At 32.9% G+C, this 17,268-nt stretch carries 15 protein-coding genes; 3 read left to right on the top strand and 12 right to left on the bottom strand.

What is annotated here, in order from left to right; all coding sequences use genetic code 11:
- Positions 1 to 162: 162 nt before the first annotated feature.
- From BO225_RS09770 to BO225_RS12880, 3 genes are all read left to right on the top strand, one after another.
- Positions 163 to 1,143, top strand: a complete 981-nt coding sequence (locus BO225_RS09770; protein WP_076342050.1) for an IS3 family transposase — start codon at positions 163 to 165, stop codon at positions 1,141 to 1,143.
- Positions 1,144 to 1,373: 230 nt separating this feature from the next.
- On the top strand, positions 1,374 to 2,180 hold the full coding sequence (locus BO225_RS12885) for a transposase (RefSeq protein ID WP_269843902.1): 807 nt from the start codon (positions 1,374 to 1,376) through the stop codon (positions 2,178 to 2,180).
- Positions 2,177 to 2,848, top strand: coding sequence for a transposase (locus BO225_RS12880; protein ID WP_269843901.1), 672 nt, complete (start codon positions 2,177 to 2,179; stop codon positions 2,846 to 2,848). The genes BO225_RS12885 and BO225_RS12880 overlap by 4 nt, the downstream gene beginning before the upstream one ends.
- A gap of 168 nt (positions 2,849 to 3,016) precedes the next feature.
- On the opposite strand, the gene BO225_RS09760 is transcribed toward BO225_RS12880, so the two are convergent.
- The 12 genes from BO225_RS09760 to BO225_RS09705 form a co-directional block, all read right to left on the bottom strand.
- On the bottom strand, positions 3,017 to 3,517 hold the full coding sequence (locus tag BO225_RS09760) for a PIN domain-containing protein (protein ID WP_076342049.1): 501 nt from the start codon (positions 3,515 to 3,517) through the stop codon (positions 3,017 to 3,019).
- Entirely contained in the window at positions 3,514 to 4,557 is a 1,044-nt protein-coding gene (locus BO225_RS09755; RefSeq protein WP_076342048.1) for an XRE family transcriptional regulator, read from the bottom strand. Before BO225_RS09755 ends, BO225_RS09760 begins: the two co-directional genes overlap by 4 nt.
- Positions 4,558 to 4,679: 122 nt before the next feature.
- The gene (locus BO225_RS09750; RefSeq protein ID WP_076342047.1) at positions 4,680 to 6,221 is read right to left on the bottom strand and encodes a sulfatase-like hydrolase/transferase; all 1,542 of its coding nucleotides are present in this window, start codon (positions 6,219 to 6,221) and stop codon (positions 4,680 to 4,682) included.
- A gap of 224 nt (positions 6,222 to 6,445) precedes the next feature.
- The gene (gene glf, locus BO225_RS09745) at positions 6,446 to 7,570 is read right to left on the bottom strand and encodes a UDP-galactopyranose mutase (RefSeq protein ID WP_076342046.1); all 1,125 of its coding nucleotides are present in this window, start codon (positions 7,568 to 7,570) and stop codon (positions 6,446 to 6,448) included.
- A gap of 10 nt (positions 7,571 to 7,580) precedes the next feature.
- Positions 7,581 to 8,684 (bottom strand): glycosyltransferase, encoded by a 1,104-nt coding sequence (locus BO225_RS09740; RefSeq protein WP_076342045.1) that lies wholly within the window; start codon positions 8,682 to 8,684, stop codon positions 7,581 to 7,583.
- A gap of 52 nt (positions 8,685 to 8,736) precedes the next feature.
- On the bottom strand, positions 8,737 to 10,362 hold the full coding sequence (locus tag BO225_RS09735) for an LCP family protein (RefSeq protein ID WP_076342044.1): 1,626 nt from the start codon (positions 10,360 to 10,362) through the stop codon (positions 8,737 to 8,739).
- A 68-nt stretch (positions 10,363 to 10,430) separates the two neighbouring features.
- Positions 10,431 to 11,417, bottom strand: coding sequence for a glycosyltransferase family 2 protein (locus BO225_RS09730; protein ID WP_076342043.1), 987 nt, complete (start codon positions 11,415 to 11,417; stop codon positions 10,431 to 10,433).
- Positions 11,402 to 12,400: a glycosyltransferase family 2 protein gene (locus BO225_RS09725; RefSeq protein WP_076342042.1), complete on the bottom strand. Its 999-nt coding sequence runs from the start codon at positions 12,398 to 12,400 to the stop codon at positions 11,402 to 11,404. Before BO225_RS09725 ends, BO225_RS09730 begins: the two co-directional genes overlap by 16 nt.
- A gap of 12 nt (positions 12,401 to 12,412) precedes the next feature.
- Positions 12,413 to 13,444, bottom strand: coding sequence for a glycosyltransferase family 2 protein (locus BO225_RS09720; protein ID WP_158023829.1), 1,032 nt, complete (start codon positions 13,442 to 13,444; stop codon positions 12,413 to 12,415).
- A gap of 5 nt (positions 13,445 to 13,449) precedes the next feature.
- The gene (locus tag BO225_RS09715) at positions 13,450 to 14,646 is read right to left on the bottom strand and encodes a hypothetical protein (RefSeq protein ID WP_076342040.1); all 1,197 of its coding nucleotides are present in this window, start codon (positions 14,644 to 14,646) and stop codon (positions 13,450 to 13,452) included.
- A gap of 7 nt (positions 14,647 to 14,653) precedes the next feature.
- Positions 14,654 to 16,096, bottom strand: coding sequence for an oligosaccharide flippase family protein (locus tag BO225_RS09710; RefSeq protein ID WP_076342039.1), 1,443 nt, complete (start codon positions 16,094 to 16,096; stop codon positions 14,654 to 14,656).
- A gap of 39 nt (positions 16,097 to 16,135) precedes the next feature.
- The gene (locus BO225_RS09705; RefSeq protein WP_076342038.1) at positions 16,136 to 16,909 is read right to left on the bottom strand and encodes a DUF4422 domain-containing protein; all 774 of its coding nucleotides are present in this window, start codon (positions 16,907 to 16,909) and stop codon (positions 16,136 to 16,138) included.
- Between the last annotated feature and the right edge of the window lie 359 nt (positions 16,910 to 17,268).

Raw genomic sequence — 17,268 nt, 5'->3', positions numbered from 1 at the left:
ATTCTTTGTCATATTGCTTTGCCATTTTTCATTCCTCCTCATTCTGGAATTCAAATTGTTCTTCTTATGACATTCTACCACTTGAATTTTCAGAGGTTTAAGGGATGCACCATTAATACTAAATCCAAAAATTCAAGAAGCTGGTATGGAGGAGCAGAAAGTATGGGAATCCAAGCGCCTGCGAAAGTAAAGTATCAGCTTATCCATGAAACTCTCCTGCAGAAAGACAATGTTCTGAACGTGAGTGCATTATGCCGGATCGCCGGTGTATCCCGTTCCGGATATTATGCATGGGTCAATGCCACTTCTTCACGACAGAAGCGCGAAGAACAGGATCAGGCTGACTTTATGTTGATCAAACAAGCTTATGAATTCCGAGGCTACAAAAAAGGAGCGCGAAGCATCTATATGCGTCTGCTGCATATGAATCCGCCAATTGTAATGAATCTCAAAAAGATTCGAAGACTGATGAACAAATACGGGCTTTACTGTCCGATCCGAGGATCCAATCCTTATCGGAAGATGGCAAAAGCTTTGAAGACGAACTATACAGCACAAAATATCGTAAACCGGGAATTTAAGGAATTTGGTCCTCGAAAAGTTCTTCTTACAGATATCACCTATCTGTTTTATCAAGAAGGCTGCTGTTACCTTTCCGTGATCACAGATGTTTGTACTCACGAAGTTCTAGCTTATACAGTAAGCAGGAGTTTAAAGATCGATTTCGTGATGGATATGATAGACGAACTATTGAAAAAATATGAAGCCGAACTGGATGACAAGACAATCATTCACAGTGACCAAGGATTTCATTATACGTGCCGGGCTTTTGTGAAGAAGCTGCAGGATCATTCGTTTATACAGTCCATGTCGCGAAAAGGAAACTGCTGGGATAATGCACCGCAGGAAAGTTTTTTCGGACACATGAAAGATGAAATCAAAGAGGTGATAAAAGAGAGTAATACGTTCGATGAAGTGAATGAAATTCTCCGGGACTGGATCGATTACTATAATAAGGACCGGTATCAGTGGGAACTGGAAAGACTCTCCCCGGCAGAATATTATTTGTATCAGCAGACGGGAATTTATCCATTAAATAAAGGAAAGACCAAGAATAAATTAGAGCAGAGAATAGACAAATAAAAAGGCAGAAAAACTGCCTAAAGAAAATACTAGAGAGTGAATAAAGTATCCTACCATATAGAGAAATAGAATTCACCCCCTAAAACTTAAATTGTCCTTGACAAAGGGTACACTTCACACTTCATTTCGGGGACACTTTTGGGGTGTCTTTTGGGGTCATTTCCCATTTTTTTATGACTTCTTTCTCTAAATAATCATCAATGTTAGATTTATTTTAAGGAGGTTTTTTTATGTCTGATGATTATTCTTATCTTTTCGATCTTCTCAGTATTCCCGACGATGGTTCTTTTATATTGTCGGATGTCTGTGTCGAAGGTCCCAAAAAGTCTGTGACTCTTTCTCGTCGTGCAGCTCCTGCCTTCTGTCCTCAATGCTTTTCCAGAATGCATTCCAAAGGCATCTATACTCGTACTCTTCTTCATCCTGTATTCCAGGACGGTTCTTTCTTTCCTATCCTGCTGAAGCAGAGGCGATGGAAATGTCCTCGCTGCGGCTTCCAAACGAATGAACGCTTCCCTTTTGTAGAAAGATACAAACAATCCACAAACCTCACACCTCTTCTTGTCCTCGATGCTTTGAAAGAACTTCAGGTATCGACTCGTTCCGTTGCCAGAAAGTTCCACATGTCGGATACCCAGATCCGCAATATCTTTTCTTCCTATGTTGATCTGAAGCGCCTTCCTCTCACCGAATTCATCTCGATCGACGAGGTCTATCTCAACATCGATGATTCTCACAAATATGCTTTCGTCATTATGGATTTTGCCTCAGGCCAGATCATCGATATCGTTTCCAACCGGTGGACCAGCACTCTCGAAAAATATTTTCTATCCATTCCGCGTGAGGAACGCCTCCTTGTCAAAGGCATTATTTCGGATGCCTACAAGCCTTATCTGGAATCCGTTCCCGCCTTCTTCCCGAATGCCTGCTCTATTCTGGATTCTTTCCATGTCATCAGCTTCCTCATTCGGAAGCTAAACGATCATCTCAACCGGATGATCCGGACACGAAGAGAGAAATTAAAAAAGAATGGTTGAAAAACCATCCCGAATGTTCGGATACCGCATCTTCTCCTCCGGATTCCAGAGAAATCATCCTTCTTCGAGACTATCGCTGGATCCTTCTCAAGAATTATAAAGAAATCAATCGCTCCGGCTATCCCAAGTGGCATCAGAAGCTAAGAATGCGTGTCGATACAGCCTCCATCGAATCGATGTTTTTCGCGATCGATCCTTCTTTGAGAAAGCTTCACAGACTCAAAGAAGAGTATCTCGCTTTCAATGACGCATTCTATCCAACAACGGAGGAAGCCTCCAAGACTCTTGAAACCCTGATCCAAAAATACAAACGATCCGATCAGCGGGTCTTCGTCGAATTCGCACAGTTCTTGAAAGCCCACAAAAAAGAAATCGCACTTTCTTTTACAGCAGCCGAAGTTTCAAGAAGAGGATCAAAGGATCTTGAAACCTGCTATGCACGGCTCTCGAACGGCCCTATGGAATCATTCAACAGAAAACCCAAAGACTACAAGAGGAATGCCAGAGGAACCTCCAATTTCGATTATACACGCAACCGCATTCTTTGGGCAGAGAGAAAAGATCCACCCATCTTGGGAATTCCAAAAACATCTGAACAGATCCATACGAAAAGCCTGAGCGAAAAGACGAAGAAAAAGAGAGGAAGCAGCTACAATAAGAAAAAATAAAACCAAATAGCATAAAAAGAAAAAGGAAGCAATATCTTCACACTGAATGATATTCTTCCTTTTTGTGGGACTTTTGGGGGTAAATTCTTTTTTTACATTCGTTCATCAGACCCCAAAAGTGACCCCAAAAGTTTTTGGATACCCTTTTATATCTTGTTTTTATTCATTCTATTCAAACTGATCGATTCTTTTCAGTAATTCGTCAGTAGGCAATCGAATGAATCCCCCATTGTGTGTTAAGAATAAACGTAAACATTCTACATATTCAATTTGGTCAACAATTTGATTCTCAAATAACATATCCAACAATTTGATCGTTCCTATAACTTCTACCCCTTCTTTTTTTGCTGCTTTTCTTAAAGCGCCATCTCCTGTCAATAAAGGAATTACGCGATGTTTCGCGATAGCTAACGCAATACTATCAAAAACTGAGAGTTTTTGATATCGTTGCCTATAGACTTCCGCTAAGAAAAACTCTTCTTCAAATAGTTCCGTGCCTTGAAGTCCTAAATCTAATAATTTTTTACTCAATCCTTTGGGTTCGACAAGTTCATTATAGATAGCTTCATGATTCATCAAATAGATCAAAGGAAGTTTAAATGGTAAATCTAATCGATCGATTGTTAAAAAATCGATCCATACGTTTGTATCGCTACTGATCAATTTCATTGGCAATTGTCTACTTTCTGACAATTCAATGCCACATGATCATAGGTTGTTTTTAATAATTCGGCGCCTTTTTGGATCGAAATTTCTTCTTCATTTACGGCCCGATAAACGAGTTGTTCGAATAAGATCGGTCTTTCTAATGGAAGTTTGGAATCACAAAAATCCTTTCCATTTTTATTATTGAGTATAAAAAACTTTCTTGCTATAGAATCAGTGATAATTCCACTTTGCTCTGCTCGAACCACTAACAAAGAAAGAGCGATTCCATACTCTTGACAAACTAAGCACATATCTTTCGTGATAGACTTTCGTTGAACTCCAAGTTCCCGTATCATGTCCTCCTTCGATATCATAAAAGCTCCGGCGATTTGTGTAGCATAGTTTTCGCATTCTTTATCATCCATATCTTCTGGCCATTGATAAAATAAATGCACTAATTCATGGACGATCGTTGTACGAATTCTTTCAACAGTCATATTCTTATTCAAAATAATATAGGGTCTTCCGTTTACGGTTCCATTCATTCCTGAAAAAGTTGATTTTTCAAAATCGAGCAAATAAACTAAAATACCACTATTCTCTAAGATCTCTATTAGATTTCCAACTGGACCAACTCTATTTAAGGATAGAAAGTTTCGAAGCATCAAGGCATCTTGTTCTCGATTTTTAGTTAAAGGTAATGAATGAAGTGGCAAAGATTCTGGCAATACTTCGCCTCCAAGAATTTCAACGACTTCAAAGAAACGTCCAAAATACTCTTCTACACTTTCTTTGATAAACTCTTGTTGTCGTTTGGTGAATGAACTATTTTTTCGAAACTGTTCATGAACGAAATGGAGATCGTTATTCCTTATAGCCAAAAAATCGGAAATTTTGACATGTAAAACTTGAGCAAGCTTTTTGATCATTTCCATATCTGGTCTTCTATCTCCATTTTCATAGTGCGTAATAGCCATAGGAGAAACGTTGACTTTAGAGGCGAGTTCTTTTTTTGAAAGATTATTTTTCAAACGATAATATTTTAGATTCTTGCTTAACATAAATCACACCTCCTCTGTTTACATTATAAAATATTTAATCGAAAAATAAACAGGAATGATATGAAAAAAGGCTTCAATATCATTTAAATTGAACCCTTTGGTTATAATTCTAAGTTTTTTAACTAGTTATTCGCATCTTCACGAAGTTCATCTCCACTTAATAGTATTGCATTATAGTAATATGAATTATAGCTCATCTGCTTACTCAATTCTTCATATCCCATAGATTCAATAAGTGTTGGAGTTTCTGAATAAAGTGATGTTCCTAAACCTAAACGATTCCCTTCAATATGTGCTCCTAGTGATTCAATAATTGTAGGAAAAATGTCTAAGGTAGAATATTCTCTAGTTTTGTCTAGTTCATATGTAGGACCGTTGATCACTGTAAAATAAGTCTTTCTTGGAAATCCTTCAGGAACGGCATCAGCAACAAATCCATCCATACTTAAATGATCTCCTGCTATAACAATAGTTGTATTTTTATAGAAATCCTGACTTTGACACCATTTAACAAATTCTGCAATTTTGTGATCAGAACAGTTAATGACGTTTTCGTACTGAGTATCAAATTTATCAGGACAGTCCGGACAAATATACCCATCTTCAAAGTGAGTATCTACAGTAAGCATTGTAAAATTAAAGGGCTGTTCATTCTTTGCAATTTCTGAAAGTTCTTTTTTCGCATATTGAAAAAGTTTACTATCTTCATATCCCCAGAATTCAAAATAATCTTCATCAATTATTCCATCGCTTTGAGCAGTATAATAATCTAACACTTTGTAATTGCCATGCTGCTCATAATAGTTTTTTCGTCCTCCAAAAGCCGCATCAGATCCACACATAAAGTAATTATGATATCCTTCGTTTTCTAAAACATCTCCTAAACTAAATACGTTTGGAAAAAATTTAGAATCACGATCAAAATTTTGACTATAATTTATTCCTCCATTTAAAGGAATACCCATAGACTGTGCAGCTATAGCAGCAGTCGTCCATGTTGTATTCCCCGGAGTGAAGCCACCATTTAACTTATGATCTTTTTTAGATGAAAAATCATTATTTTCTTTAGCTAATTTAGATAATTCAGGAATGAGTGTTTGCTTAAACCCTCCTCCTTCGTTTTCATCTGTATAACTCTGTTCCATCGATTCAGATAAAATATAAATAAGATTTCTTTTCTTTTCTGGAAAATCAATATTTGTTAATCGAGCATCCACATAATTATTATCAAAAAGATCACTGTCAACTCTTAAACTATCTAAATAGTCTCCTACACCTAATGTTCTACATAAAAAAAAGCCATTATATAAGTCTAAAAAAATCGTAATACACAATATACCTATAATTCCATAATTTAAGCACTTTGTGAATTTTTTAGGTTCGAATTTAGTCTTTATTTCTCCTCTTTTATTTTTTATATATATTAATAATAAAGCTATATAAACAATTGTACCTAATAATAAGTAAGGCCACTGACGAACAAAAAAATCTCCAATTACTTCAGATACAGTGCTTTCAGCTCCAGATAAACCGTTTTGAATGGTATATAATATTTGTCCAAAACTTCTTATCGAAAGTCGTACTGTAAAATAAAATTTTGTATAAATAATGATATTTAAAAACAGAAAAAGTAAATATGATAATGTGATAAAGAATATCCACATGATTTGTCCTCCATTTTATGGATTTTACTGATTATAGCAAAGAAAATCAATATCAATTTTGCTTATCTCTAAATTCAAATTTCTTATCTACTTCATCTATATTTCTATTACTAATTTATTTTTATAAAATTCTGCTAGTTTATTGAAATTTTATGCTTTATAAATATTAATACTTGTAAACTAAAAAAGATTTCAACGGCCTATATGGTTGAAATCTTTTCTGGTTAGTTCTCTAATTCTTTTTTAGCTACTTGGAGTGCCTGAGCTATTACCACATCCATATCGTAATACTTATATTCTGCTAAACGTCCTCCAAAAATAACGTTCTTTTCTTTATCGGCTAATTCTTTATACTGTTTATATTTTTCTGAATTCTTTTCATCATTTACTGGATAGTATGGTTCATCCCCTAATTTCCACTCGCTTGAATATTCTTTAGAAATGATCGTTGTTGGAATGTCTTTACCTTCATCGTCTTTTCCGAATTCAAACCATTTATGTTCAATAATACGAGTATATGGAGTTTCTCGATCTGTAAAATTGACGGCTGCATTTCCTTGGAAATTATCTATATCCAAATGTTCTTCCTCAAATCGAACAGACCGATATTCAAGGGGATCTAATTGATAATCAAAATATGCGTCAATTGGTCCGGTATAAATGACTTTTTCAGCTAATTGATCGAGTTGTTCTTTTTCTTTTAAATAGTCTGTATTCAATCTTACTTCGATTCCATCGATCATATTCGCAACCATTTTAGTATATCCGCCCATTGGAATTCCTTGATAGAGCGCGTTAAAATAATTGTTATCGAATGTGAACCGTACAGGCAATCGCCGAATGATAAATGATGGAAGGTCTTTACAATCTCTTCCCCATTGTTTTTCGGTATATCCTTTGATCAATTTTTCATAAATATCTTTCCCTACTAAAGATATCGCTTGTTCTTCGAGGTTCTTTGGTTGCGTGATTCCTGCTTCTTTTCGCTGCTCCTCAATTTTTTGTTTGGCTTCTTCTGGAGTAACAACATTCCACATTTTATTAAAGGTATACATGTTGAATGGAAGAGAATACAGTTCTCCTTTATAATTTGCGACTGGCGAATTTGTAAAGCGATTGAATTCAGCAAATTGATTTACATAATCCCAAACTTTTTTATTGTTTGTATGAAAGATATGGGCTCCATATTTATGAACATGAATCCCATGTTCTTGTTTAGTGTAAACATTTCCTGCAATATGATCTCTTTTCTCGATCATAAGCACTTTTTTTCCTTTTGCTTTTGCTTGTTGAGCAAATACAGAACCAAATAGTCCTGTTCCTACAATTAGATAATCGTATTTTTTCATATATTCCTCCTTAAAATTTATCATTTATAAACATATCAATAAATTCACTTTTTTGATCTTCTATATCATATATGATATTAGAATTAAACGATAGCCTATGGTTTCTTCCTCCTTTTAAAAGCTGGACAACTTTCTCTGCACCTTCTTTTAAATTCCTTGGATCATAAAACTTTGCCTTATTACTAAAAGATAATGAATTAGGTACGTTTTTTGAAAATAAACAAGGCAACCCGTTAACTTGAGCTTCAACACCAACTATTCCATATCCTTCAAAATTAGAAGGAAGAATAAACAAGTCCATAGCACTGTAATATTTTTCGACATCAAACTTTTTTCCCAAAACATAAATGTTATTTTCAAGGCTTTCTTCTTTGATTGTTTTTATAATTTCGTCTTTTAAAGGCCCATCGCCAATCATTAGAAGTTTAGTTTTCGGTAGTTTTCTCTTTAATTCTTTAACTAAAGCAATTAATGAAAAAGGGTTTTTAGAATAAGTTAGATTTCCTACAAAGCCTAACACTATATCATCATCACTTAAATTTAAATTTTTTCGTATTTCAACTCGATTTGCGTTATTGAAAATAAATTTTTTACTATTGATTGTATTCCTTATTACTCGATATTGCTTATTTTTTCCGAAAAGCCATTTTGCAGCTATATCAGAACAAGCAAATCTATAATTCGTATGTTGATTTAAAATTGGACGCCCTATTATATGAGCAATTTTAGAAATATATCTTTTAATTCTATTTTGATTATCATTACCAGAAGCATGGCTATGAGTAATTGTTACAGGTACTCTTCCATAACTTGCAAGATTTCCAAAACAATCAAATGCCTCAGAAATATTAAAATAGGCAATATCATATTGATTTTCATTAATATAATTCTTAATTTGTTTATATCGTTTATGTGGTTGTGGAATACGATTGATTGGAAGAAGCCGAACATTAGGATCTTGTTTATATTTTTCTTTTAATTCTTCATCAATAGCACTGCTTAAAAGATCGATTTGAACCTCTTCTCTTTTTAAAACATCTACGAGTTGGAATATATAGTTATCTAAACCGCTTCCTTTAGTATTTGATATATAACCAATTAAAATCTTTTTCATGGTTTTCTCCTTAAAAAAGAAAGAGAGAATTCTATCTCTCTTTCGTTGTTTTTTAATATCCTAGATTTGGATCATAATAGGTATCTTCTTGATAGTAGAGATCTTCTTGTGGAGTCTGTATCATTTCTTGGTTTTGATCTTCAACAACTGGAGTTTCTTCAACTGGAGTTTCTTGAGCCGGTTCAGCTTGAGGCTGAGTTTCTGTTACAGGTTGTCCAGATAATACTTCTTGGATTTGATTTCTTGCATTTTGAACAGATTCTTCATTTGGAATCATAACATAGGCAGTATTTCCTAATTCAGCACAGAATTCAGTGGCTCCTGTTCCATCTAATGTGGTTGTTATAAAGTTCCAATCACCACCATTATCAATTTGATTTTGAGCAAGTTGTTGGATTTCTTGATCGGACAAGTCTGTTTCCAAAGCTCCTCCCAGAGCATCCATAAACCGAGAGTAATTTGCGATCATAGATGGAGAAATTACTTTTTTGGCGATAGCCATTAAAACAGTTTGTTGGTTTTTAACCCGTTGGAAATCCCCTTCTGTATATGCATATCGTTCACGAGCAAAGGCGAGTGCTCCTTCACCATCCAAATGGTTGTCTCCAACATGAACACCATAGTCTGGATTAGTATAGAATTGGTCTACTGCATATCCTTCAGGAACATATACATCAATTCCGCCTAACGCGTTAACTAAATTGACAACACTATTAAAGTTTACGCGGAGAGTATAGTTAATTTCGATACCTAGAAGATTTTCAATCGTTTTCTTGGTTGTTTCGACTCCATGTAGTCCAGTATGTGTTAATTTGTCCAATTGTCCTTGAGCACATCCATATCCTTCATCGCATGTTGTAGTTACATAATAGTCACGAGGAATACTTGTTAAGAGGACAGTATGAGTAACCGGATTGACTGTCGCTACCATATTGACATCGCTTCGTCCTACTTCCGCAAACCCATTTCTTGAATCGCTTCCACTAATTAATACAGTGAATGGCTCAGTCGTAATATTATCAACCTTTTTAGAAGAATCCTTCAATACATCAGTATAATACTTTATTTCATATACAACTTTCGTGTCTTCATCAAAATTCATATATTGTTCATTATCTGCCACGCTACCTCTACGGGTTTCATTTAAAATGATCGCATCGACAGAATGATCATAGAGGGCTGCTACTTCAGCATCTAAACCGTCAAACCCAACTTGTGTGATCGTTACATTTTGATTAGCAAAATCTTCTAAACACTTATCCGTTCCTACTCGATCTAAAGTATTCAAAACACCTATTTTCTTGTTTTGAAGTCCTCGAAGATCTTTTACATCGCTATCCTTCAGAGTAACAACTGAAATCGTATTTAAAACTTTTCCTTCTGGCGTCGTAATATTTGTCAACATACTACTCGTTTTGTAAATATTGAAAGCACCAAACGCGACGATGGCGCAAATCAATACTGTTATTATACTTGTCGCCGTTCTTGTAATCACATTCTTTGAAATAAATAGCAAAATCACCATAATTGCAACGATCAAGACGATTGCTGCCACAATAGGAATTAGCAATTGCATAGGAAGCACATTCAACTTTGCGATTTGATATACAAAGAATGCAGTGACTAATGCAATCAATACCGTTAAAACAATCGAAAATATTCGATATCCTTTGTTCATAAATACCTCTCTAAATTTCGTGTCTATTTAAACATATTTTAAAATGAAAAGCAAAATTTGCTGTAAGTTCATCTTACTTTTTCTCTTAATTTAATAAGCGGATAAAAAATTTGTGGTTGAATTCGAATGAATCTGACCATCTTGCCATTGCTCTCATTGTAGATTTTTTTATCCTTTTCATAAATTGCTTTATTGAATTTTGCTATATCTTTCGTAACTCTCCAATCAAATGGAAAGCTAAAATAGATTTGATATTGCATTTGAATCAAATCCAATACTCGATTTCGGATATATACTTCTTTTTCCTCTGAGAGACTGTTTCGAACTTTTATATAATATTCCAACATATGAAGCGTAACATCTAAATGATGCTGAACGTTTTTTTGCATATTCTTAACACTCATACTTTGAGTATCGGAAAAAACCCGATACAAATATAGTGGTTCATTCAATATTTGAATCGTATTCACATAAGGAATAGGCATTATCATATATTCTGCATCAACATAAAATCTGTGTTCATCAACATGAATATTATTTTCTTTTAAAATTGAAGTTTTATAAGTAGCAGAATGCATTTGAACTTTAATACGTTTGGCTAACATAGAAAATGAATATTCATTTTTTTGATTAAATGAAGAATCAAATTTTCCATTCATTACTCTTTCTTTTGTTTTATCATTCACCTCATAAAAAGGGTTATAGATCAAATCAGCTTCAGTGTTCTTTAAATTCTCAATAAAATTTGGTAAGTATTCGGTAATTAACCAATCATCTCCATCAACAATTTTAAAATATTTCCCCTTTGCTTCTTTTATCCCTGTGTTGATTGTTGAGCCATGACCTCCATTTTCTTTATCGATTACTCGAATTGTTTGCGGATATTGTTTTTCTAAGCTATGAGCAATCGATGAAGTATTGTCTTTTGAACCATCATTTACAATCAGAATTTCCAGGTCATTTAAAACTGTTGGTTCCAGTAAAGAGCAGACTGTTTCTTTTAAGGTGTTTTCTACATTATAAGAAGGAACGGTAATTGTTAATGTTTTTTCCATTTTTTAACCTCTCGTTTGATTCGATCCCCTAATTGAATTTTCCAAATCTGATCATGATCGATCCAATCATAGAATTTTCTTTCTTTTGGTGTAAAATTCGAAAGATAAGGATTTTTATGAAAATCTGGAAAATGATTATTTATATATTTTCTAAATTCTAGAATCATTGCTTTACTTTTAGGGATTCGCGCTAAGCAATTTATTCCAAATACATAAATATGAGCAATGCATAAAAATTCAAGTTCTTTTGCATAGATTTTATCTAAGTTATTTTCTTTAAAATAATCAATAAGATCATTCATTGCTTCGAGAGATTCTTTCTGTCTATCTAATGTTTTTGAAGACATAATAGAACCTGAATGTTGAACATAATAATATAAAGGATCTTTGATGTAACCGATTTTTCGAGATAAAGCTATTATTTTTGGAATAGTTCGTAAATCCTCTGCCCATACTCGATTTGGGAAACAAATTCCACTTTCTTTAAACAATTTTGTTTTATAAAGTTTACCCCAAGCAGAGGGATCAGTTAACAAAACACTTTTATCTTTTGTTGGATAATAAATTTTATCTTCTTGTAAATGGATTGAATCTTTTTCTAATTCTTCAAATCTCTCGTTTACTCTTTTGTAACCACATATCACTAGGTCTAAATCCTTCATTTTAGCAGTATTTAAGAGCTTTTCTATCATATTCAATTCAAGTTTATCATCACTATCGACAAATAAAATATACTCTCCATTTGCATGTATTAATCCTGAATTTCTAGCCTCTCCTATCCCCATATTTACTTGATCAATTATTTTTACTCGTTTATCTTTCAAATACTTCTCAACAAGAGAACGTGAATGATCTTTTGATCCATCATTGACAAGTATAATTTCCAGATTTTTATATGTTTGATTTACGATTGAATTCATACAACTTTCAATATATTTTTCAACATTATAAAAAGGAACAACAACTGTTACTAAGGTGTCCATTAAGTTCTCCTTTCACCGCAATTGCTTCGCTTTAGCAAAAATAATTGGAAATTCTCTTTTTACAAAGCCAACTGACTTTCCAAGGAAAATCGATAAAATTACATTTTGCTTAATAATAGGATAGAAAATAATTCTTTTTTTTCCCTTAAAAATCATAAAGGGTTTTAAAGTTTGATATAACTTGCTTTCATAAATACTTGATAGCCAGTTATTTATATTCTGACCATCAAATCGTTCTATAGCCGATAATAAATATCTACAATAAATAGAAGCCATAACCTCTTCACATTCAGCAAATAAACTTGGGCATTTTGTTTTATATTCTGTTAAAAATAAATTGATCCTTTGTGTATGAAGATCAAAATAATTATCTAATTTATGATGTGTCAAACTCATATTCTGTCTTATAGAATAATGATAAGGTGTTTTAGCTAGAACATCTAAAGAAGTTATATATGATAGTACTTGTAAATTGAAATCTATATCTTCTATCATTTTAATATTTTTGAATTGCAAATTATGGGTTTTGAGTAACTCCGTTCTATAACATTTATTCCAAGGATAACCATAAAGTGTTTTCGATTCTAAATTAAGTACTTCGGAATAGATCGATCTTTGAGTATCAAAAAAACCATTATTAGGTATAACTCGCTTCTCATACTCCAATTGCCCATTTTTTTTATAATACTCTTCAATTGCTCCAATAATTATTAGATCTGGATGTCTTAACTGTATTGAGTATAAATATATGTCCAATAAATTTGAATCATACGTGTCATCTGGATCTAAGAATAAAATATATTCTCCACGGGCTTTATATAATCCACAATTTCTGGCATTACTTACACCTTTATTTTCATTAAGATCTATTAATTTCACTAAATCATTGTCCACATATTTTTTACAAATAGAAAGAGTTGAATCAGTGGAGGCATCGTTAACTAATATCAATTCAAAATCTTTAATGCTTTGCTTTAGAATACTCTCAATAGCTACTTCTATATATTTTTCCTGATTATATATAGGCATTACAATCGAAAACATAGGTCTCATTTTCTCATCCCCAATCTTTTTCGTTGAACAAATAGATTCAACTCTTTAAAACAATAAATCAAAAATGGATTGAAGACGGGATTGTAAAAGTAAGGTTCTATGAAACCTAAAATAGTTAAAAAGATAAATGGCATCATTATTTGAAAGTTTTCCTTTTTTAATGACTCTTTCATTCCAAAAGTTAAAATAAATAAATAAAAAATTGTATTAATGATTCCATATTCTAAAAGAAATCGCACATAAGAATTGTCAATATAATTATATATACCCCGTATACTTTGAAAGCCATAACCAATCCATTGGATCTTTTGTCCAAATAAGGTCCAACCATATTTGATAAGTCCTTGATTTCCTAATTCTAGTCGATTGCTCATTAGATTATTGATAGAATTCCAAATTTGATTCTCAGGATTATATAACAGAAAAATTAAGACAGAAAAAATAGTTAAGAATATGGGAGTCCATAATAAGTATTTTAAGAATTTTTCTAACAGTTCTGTGCTCTTCCAATAACCAAATTTATCTTTCATTAAAATAGACCCTATGAAAAGTAAACTTAATAAAAAAACAAATCTAGATTTTGTAAGTAAAAACAACAAAGTTATGCATAAAACCGATAAAACTATATTATCATTACTCCATTTCTTTTTAACGAAGCAATCTTTGAAAAGAAGAATATGAAAAAGCAATATAGGAGCAGTTGTAACCCAATCAAATCCTACTCCAAAACGGAATCTTTGAGAATCGTATAAGATATTATCGACCATTCCAAATGCACATAATAATATTACAATTACAAGAAAAGAAATAAACACTCTATAGTATTTTTGAAAAATTGTTTTAAACGATAAATTACTTAAGGCAATAATTGCTAAAAAAGCCTTAATAGGTTCTAAACTCTTTGAAAAAAAGAAAACAAAAGTCGTTAAAATTCCAAAAATAAAAATCAAAAGCCAGTTTAATTTCTTTATATAGATTTGAAATATAATAGAGATTAAAAATACTAAGAATACAATATTTCGAGCAAAATCAAGACCTAATGCTATTGATTGATTTATAAATAAGCTAGTATCCTTAAATAATAAACACATCGAAAGAAGACTAAAAATTAAATAAAAAGTTCCAGCTAAAGACAAGATTATATCGAATTTTAATTCATACCATGTAATTATTTTTTTTATATTCTCAATCATCTTTTCCTCACCTCTTTAATATATAGCGATTAAATATAGACCACAAAATTTCTTCTCTTGTAACTAGCAATCCAAGTCCATAAATTAAAAAGAATAGACAACCAGCTATTAAAAGTCGTAAGAAAACACTTTCAATCGGAAAAAAGTAAGTTCCAATGAGAACAATTAAGGCAGGAACAAGACTTCCAAACAAACACTTCCATTCAATCGTCGTTTTAATTTGACTGAGTAATTCTTTTAAATATATACATTGAACGATCAATACCACAAATTCAGCAGCTAATGTACCAAGCGCTGCTCCTGCTGAGCCGAACTTTGGAATCATTATTAAGTTTAGAATAAAATCGACAATAGCTCCCCAAACTACGCTTCGTAGAACTAAGCTCTCTTTTCCGGTTGGAACGAGTACTTGTATTCCAGAAATATTCGAAAGCCCAATCAATAAAATTGTGGGTGTAATTATAATGACAGCTGGAACAGCTTCTAAAAACTCTTTTCCAGAAAGAAGAAGAATTGTGTCTTTAGCAAAAACCATCAAATATAAACAGCAAGGAATAGCAAATAAAAGAACAAAAGAGAACGCTTTTGATATCAAGTTATGAAATTCCCTAACTTGATTTTGTTCATAATAATAGGAAATTCTAGGAAGCAATACAGTCCCTAAAGATGTCACTAAGGAAACCATGATCAATTTGATCTTAACCGCCGCATTGTATAGTCCAACATCATAATTAGATTTCATTAGACCTAACATGACCACATCCAAATTTGTATAAACCGTTGTCGCGACTGTCATCGCAAAAAAAGTGAACATCGGACGAATATGTTGTTTAAAATCATAATGCTGGAATGGTTTTAAAATTATTAATTTCCTCAATCGAAAAAAATTAAATATACTTGATCCAAATCCACCAATAATGGTTATTAAAGCATACCAAATATAATCATCTGCTTTATGAACCAAAGCAAACATCAAAACAAGCGCAACAACTTTAAACACTAAAGAAATGAATGTGATATAGCTATATTGTTCAAGACCTTGATATAGCCAGTTTATGCCAATCACATTCATTACAATTGCGATTGAACTCACCAAATATAGAGTTTTCATTATTCGAAAACTTGGCACACTAAAGATCGTTATGAAAAACGCTATATATGCTATGAGCATCATTCCAATATTGATAATCAAAAGTTCTTGAACGGTTTTAGAAAGCTCTAATTTATCATCTCGAACACTAGCACAAGCCCGAACTCCATAGGTCGGAACTCCTAACATAGCCACCATCGTAAAATAGGAAACTACAGATGTCCCCATTGTAACATTTCCTGTTCCAATAGGTCCTAACACTCTTGAAACATAAGGAAATGTAATCAATGGAAATAAGATGGAAGAAGCTGTTAAAAGAAAATTCATAATAAAATTGAGTTTTATTGATTTTGTTTTCATTTGTTTTCTCCATAAAAAAAGCAGGACAAAAAGGGCCTGCTAAAAACTTCCCTCATACTTTTTTCCAAAAAACTTTGCTTTAATAAAAGATGTTCCCTTTTTCCACCAATTGATTCGTTCCATATAAATAACAGGAACTTCTTTATATTGAATATGATTATGATCAATCCAAACATCCAACAAGAGTTCACTAATTCTACCAAAAAGACGAGCTTGAAAATCATCATATTCACTGACATTTACTTTTTGATTGAGCTTATCCAATACGTCAAAAATAAAGGAACAATACGAGTCTAGTTTATCTTTCTTCATAATACACATATTAAACATATGAGCACTTCTTCTATTCATTACTTTATCCCAAGAAGGAACATACTCAGGATAATTTTCGACTAAAATCTGTCGAGTTGCGATCAGTTCTCGCTCATAATGAGTGTGAGCATAATGTGAGTAAATTGTTTCAATAAAATAATGTCTTTTCTTAGGCAAAATCACATCTGTCATTTGTAAGATCGCTTCCGCTTCTTTCTTATTTAATACACGATCAAAACGATTCTCACCAGAATGAGAACCTCTAAAATGACGTCGATAGTGGGTTAAACCAATATAGTCTGCCTTTAGATTTTTCCAAGCCCAGAACAAACCAGTTAATTCACAAAAATATGGATTTAAAGAAGATATATTTTCACCCGTATTATCACGAAGGAAGCCAATATCTTTTTTTCCATATGCACCAACTTGTAATGGAACATACATTGAATCTGTTGGCATTTTGTATGGTTTGTGTGTAGCCACAATAATTTCTATATCCATATTTTCCTTTCCATTAATGTAATTTTTATATCCCATTGCGCTTGCATTATGACATAAGAATGTCAATACATAATGTGTAGTTGCTCAAAAGATGTATTAAATGACTTTTTTTACATAAACATTGCCACTCTAACAAATGAAACAGTAAAATGCAACTTCATCTAGTAAAAAAGCTTTGAAATAGAAAGAGAATACTTTCTCGTTCTATTCAAAGCTCTTTTCTATCCTACATTTTATCGCTGAACGCGTCCAGAACCGTCGCCGCCAGCAAGCTTTTCGACTTCATCGACCGATACGAGGTTGTAGTCGCCTTCGATCGAATGCTTCAAAGCGCTTGCCGCTACCGCGAATTCGATCGC

The organism is Dubosiella newyorkensis (assembly GCF_001945605.1).
Lineage (GTDB): Bacteria > Bacillota_I > Bacilli_A > Erysipelotrichales > Erysipelotrichaceae > Dubosiella > Dubosiella newyorkensis.
The sequence above is the reverse complement of the archived record's forward strand: the minus strand, read 5'-3'. Positions and strand labels throughout refer to the sequence as shown.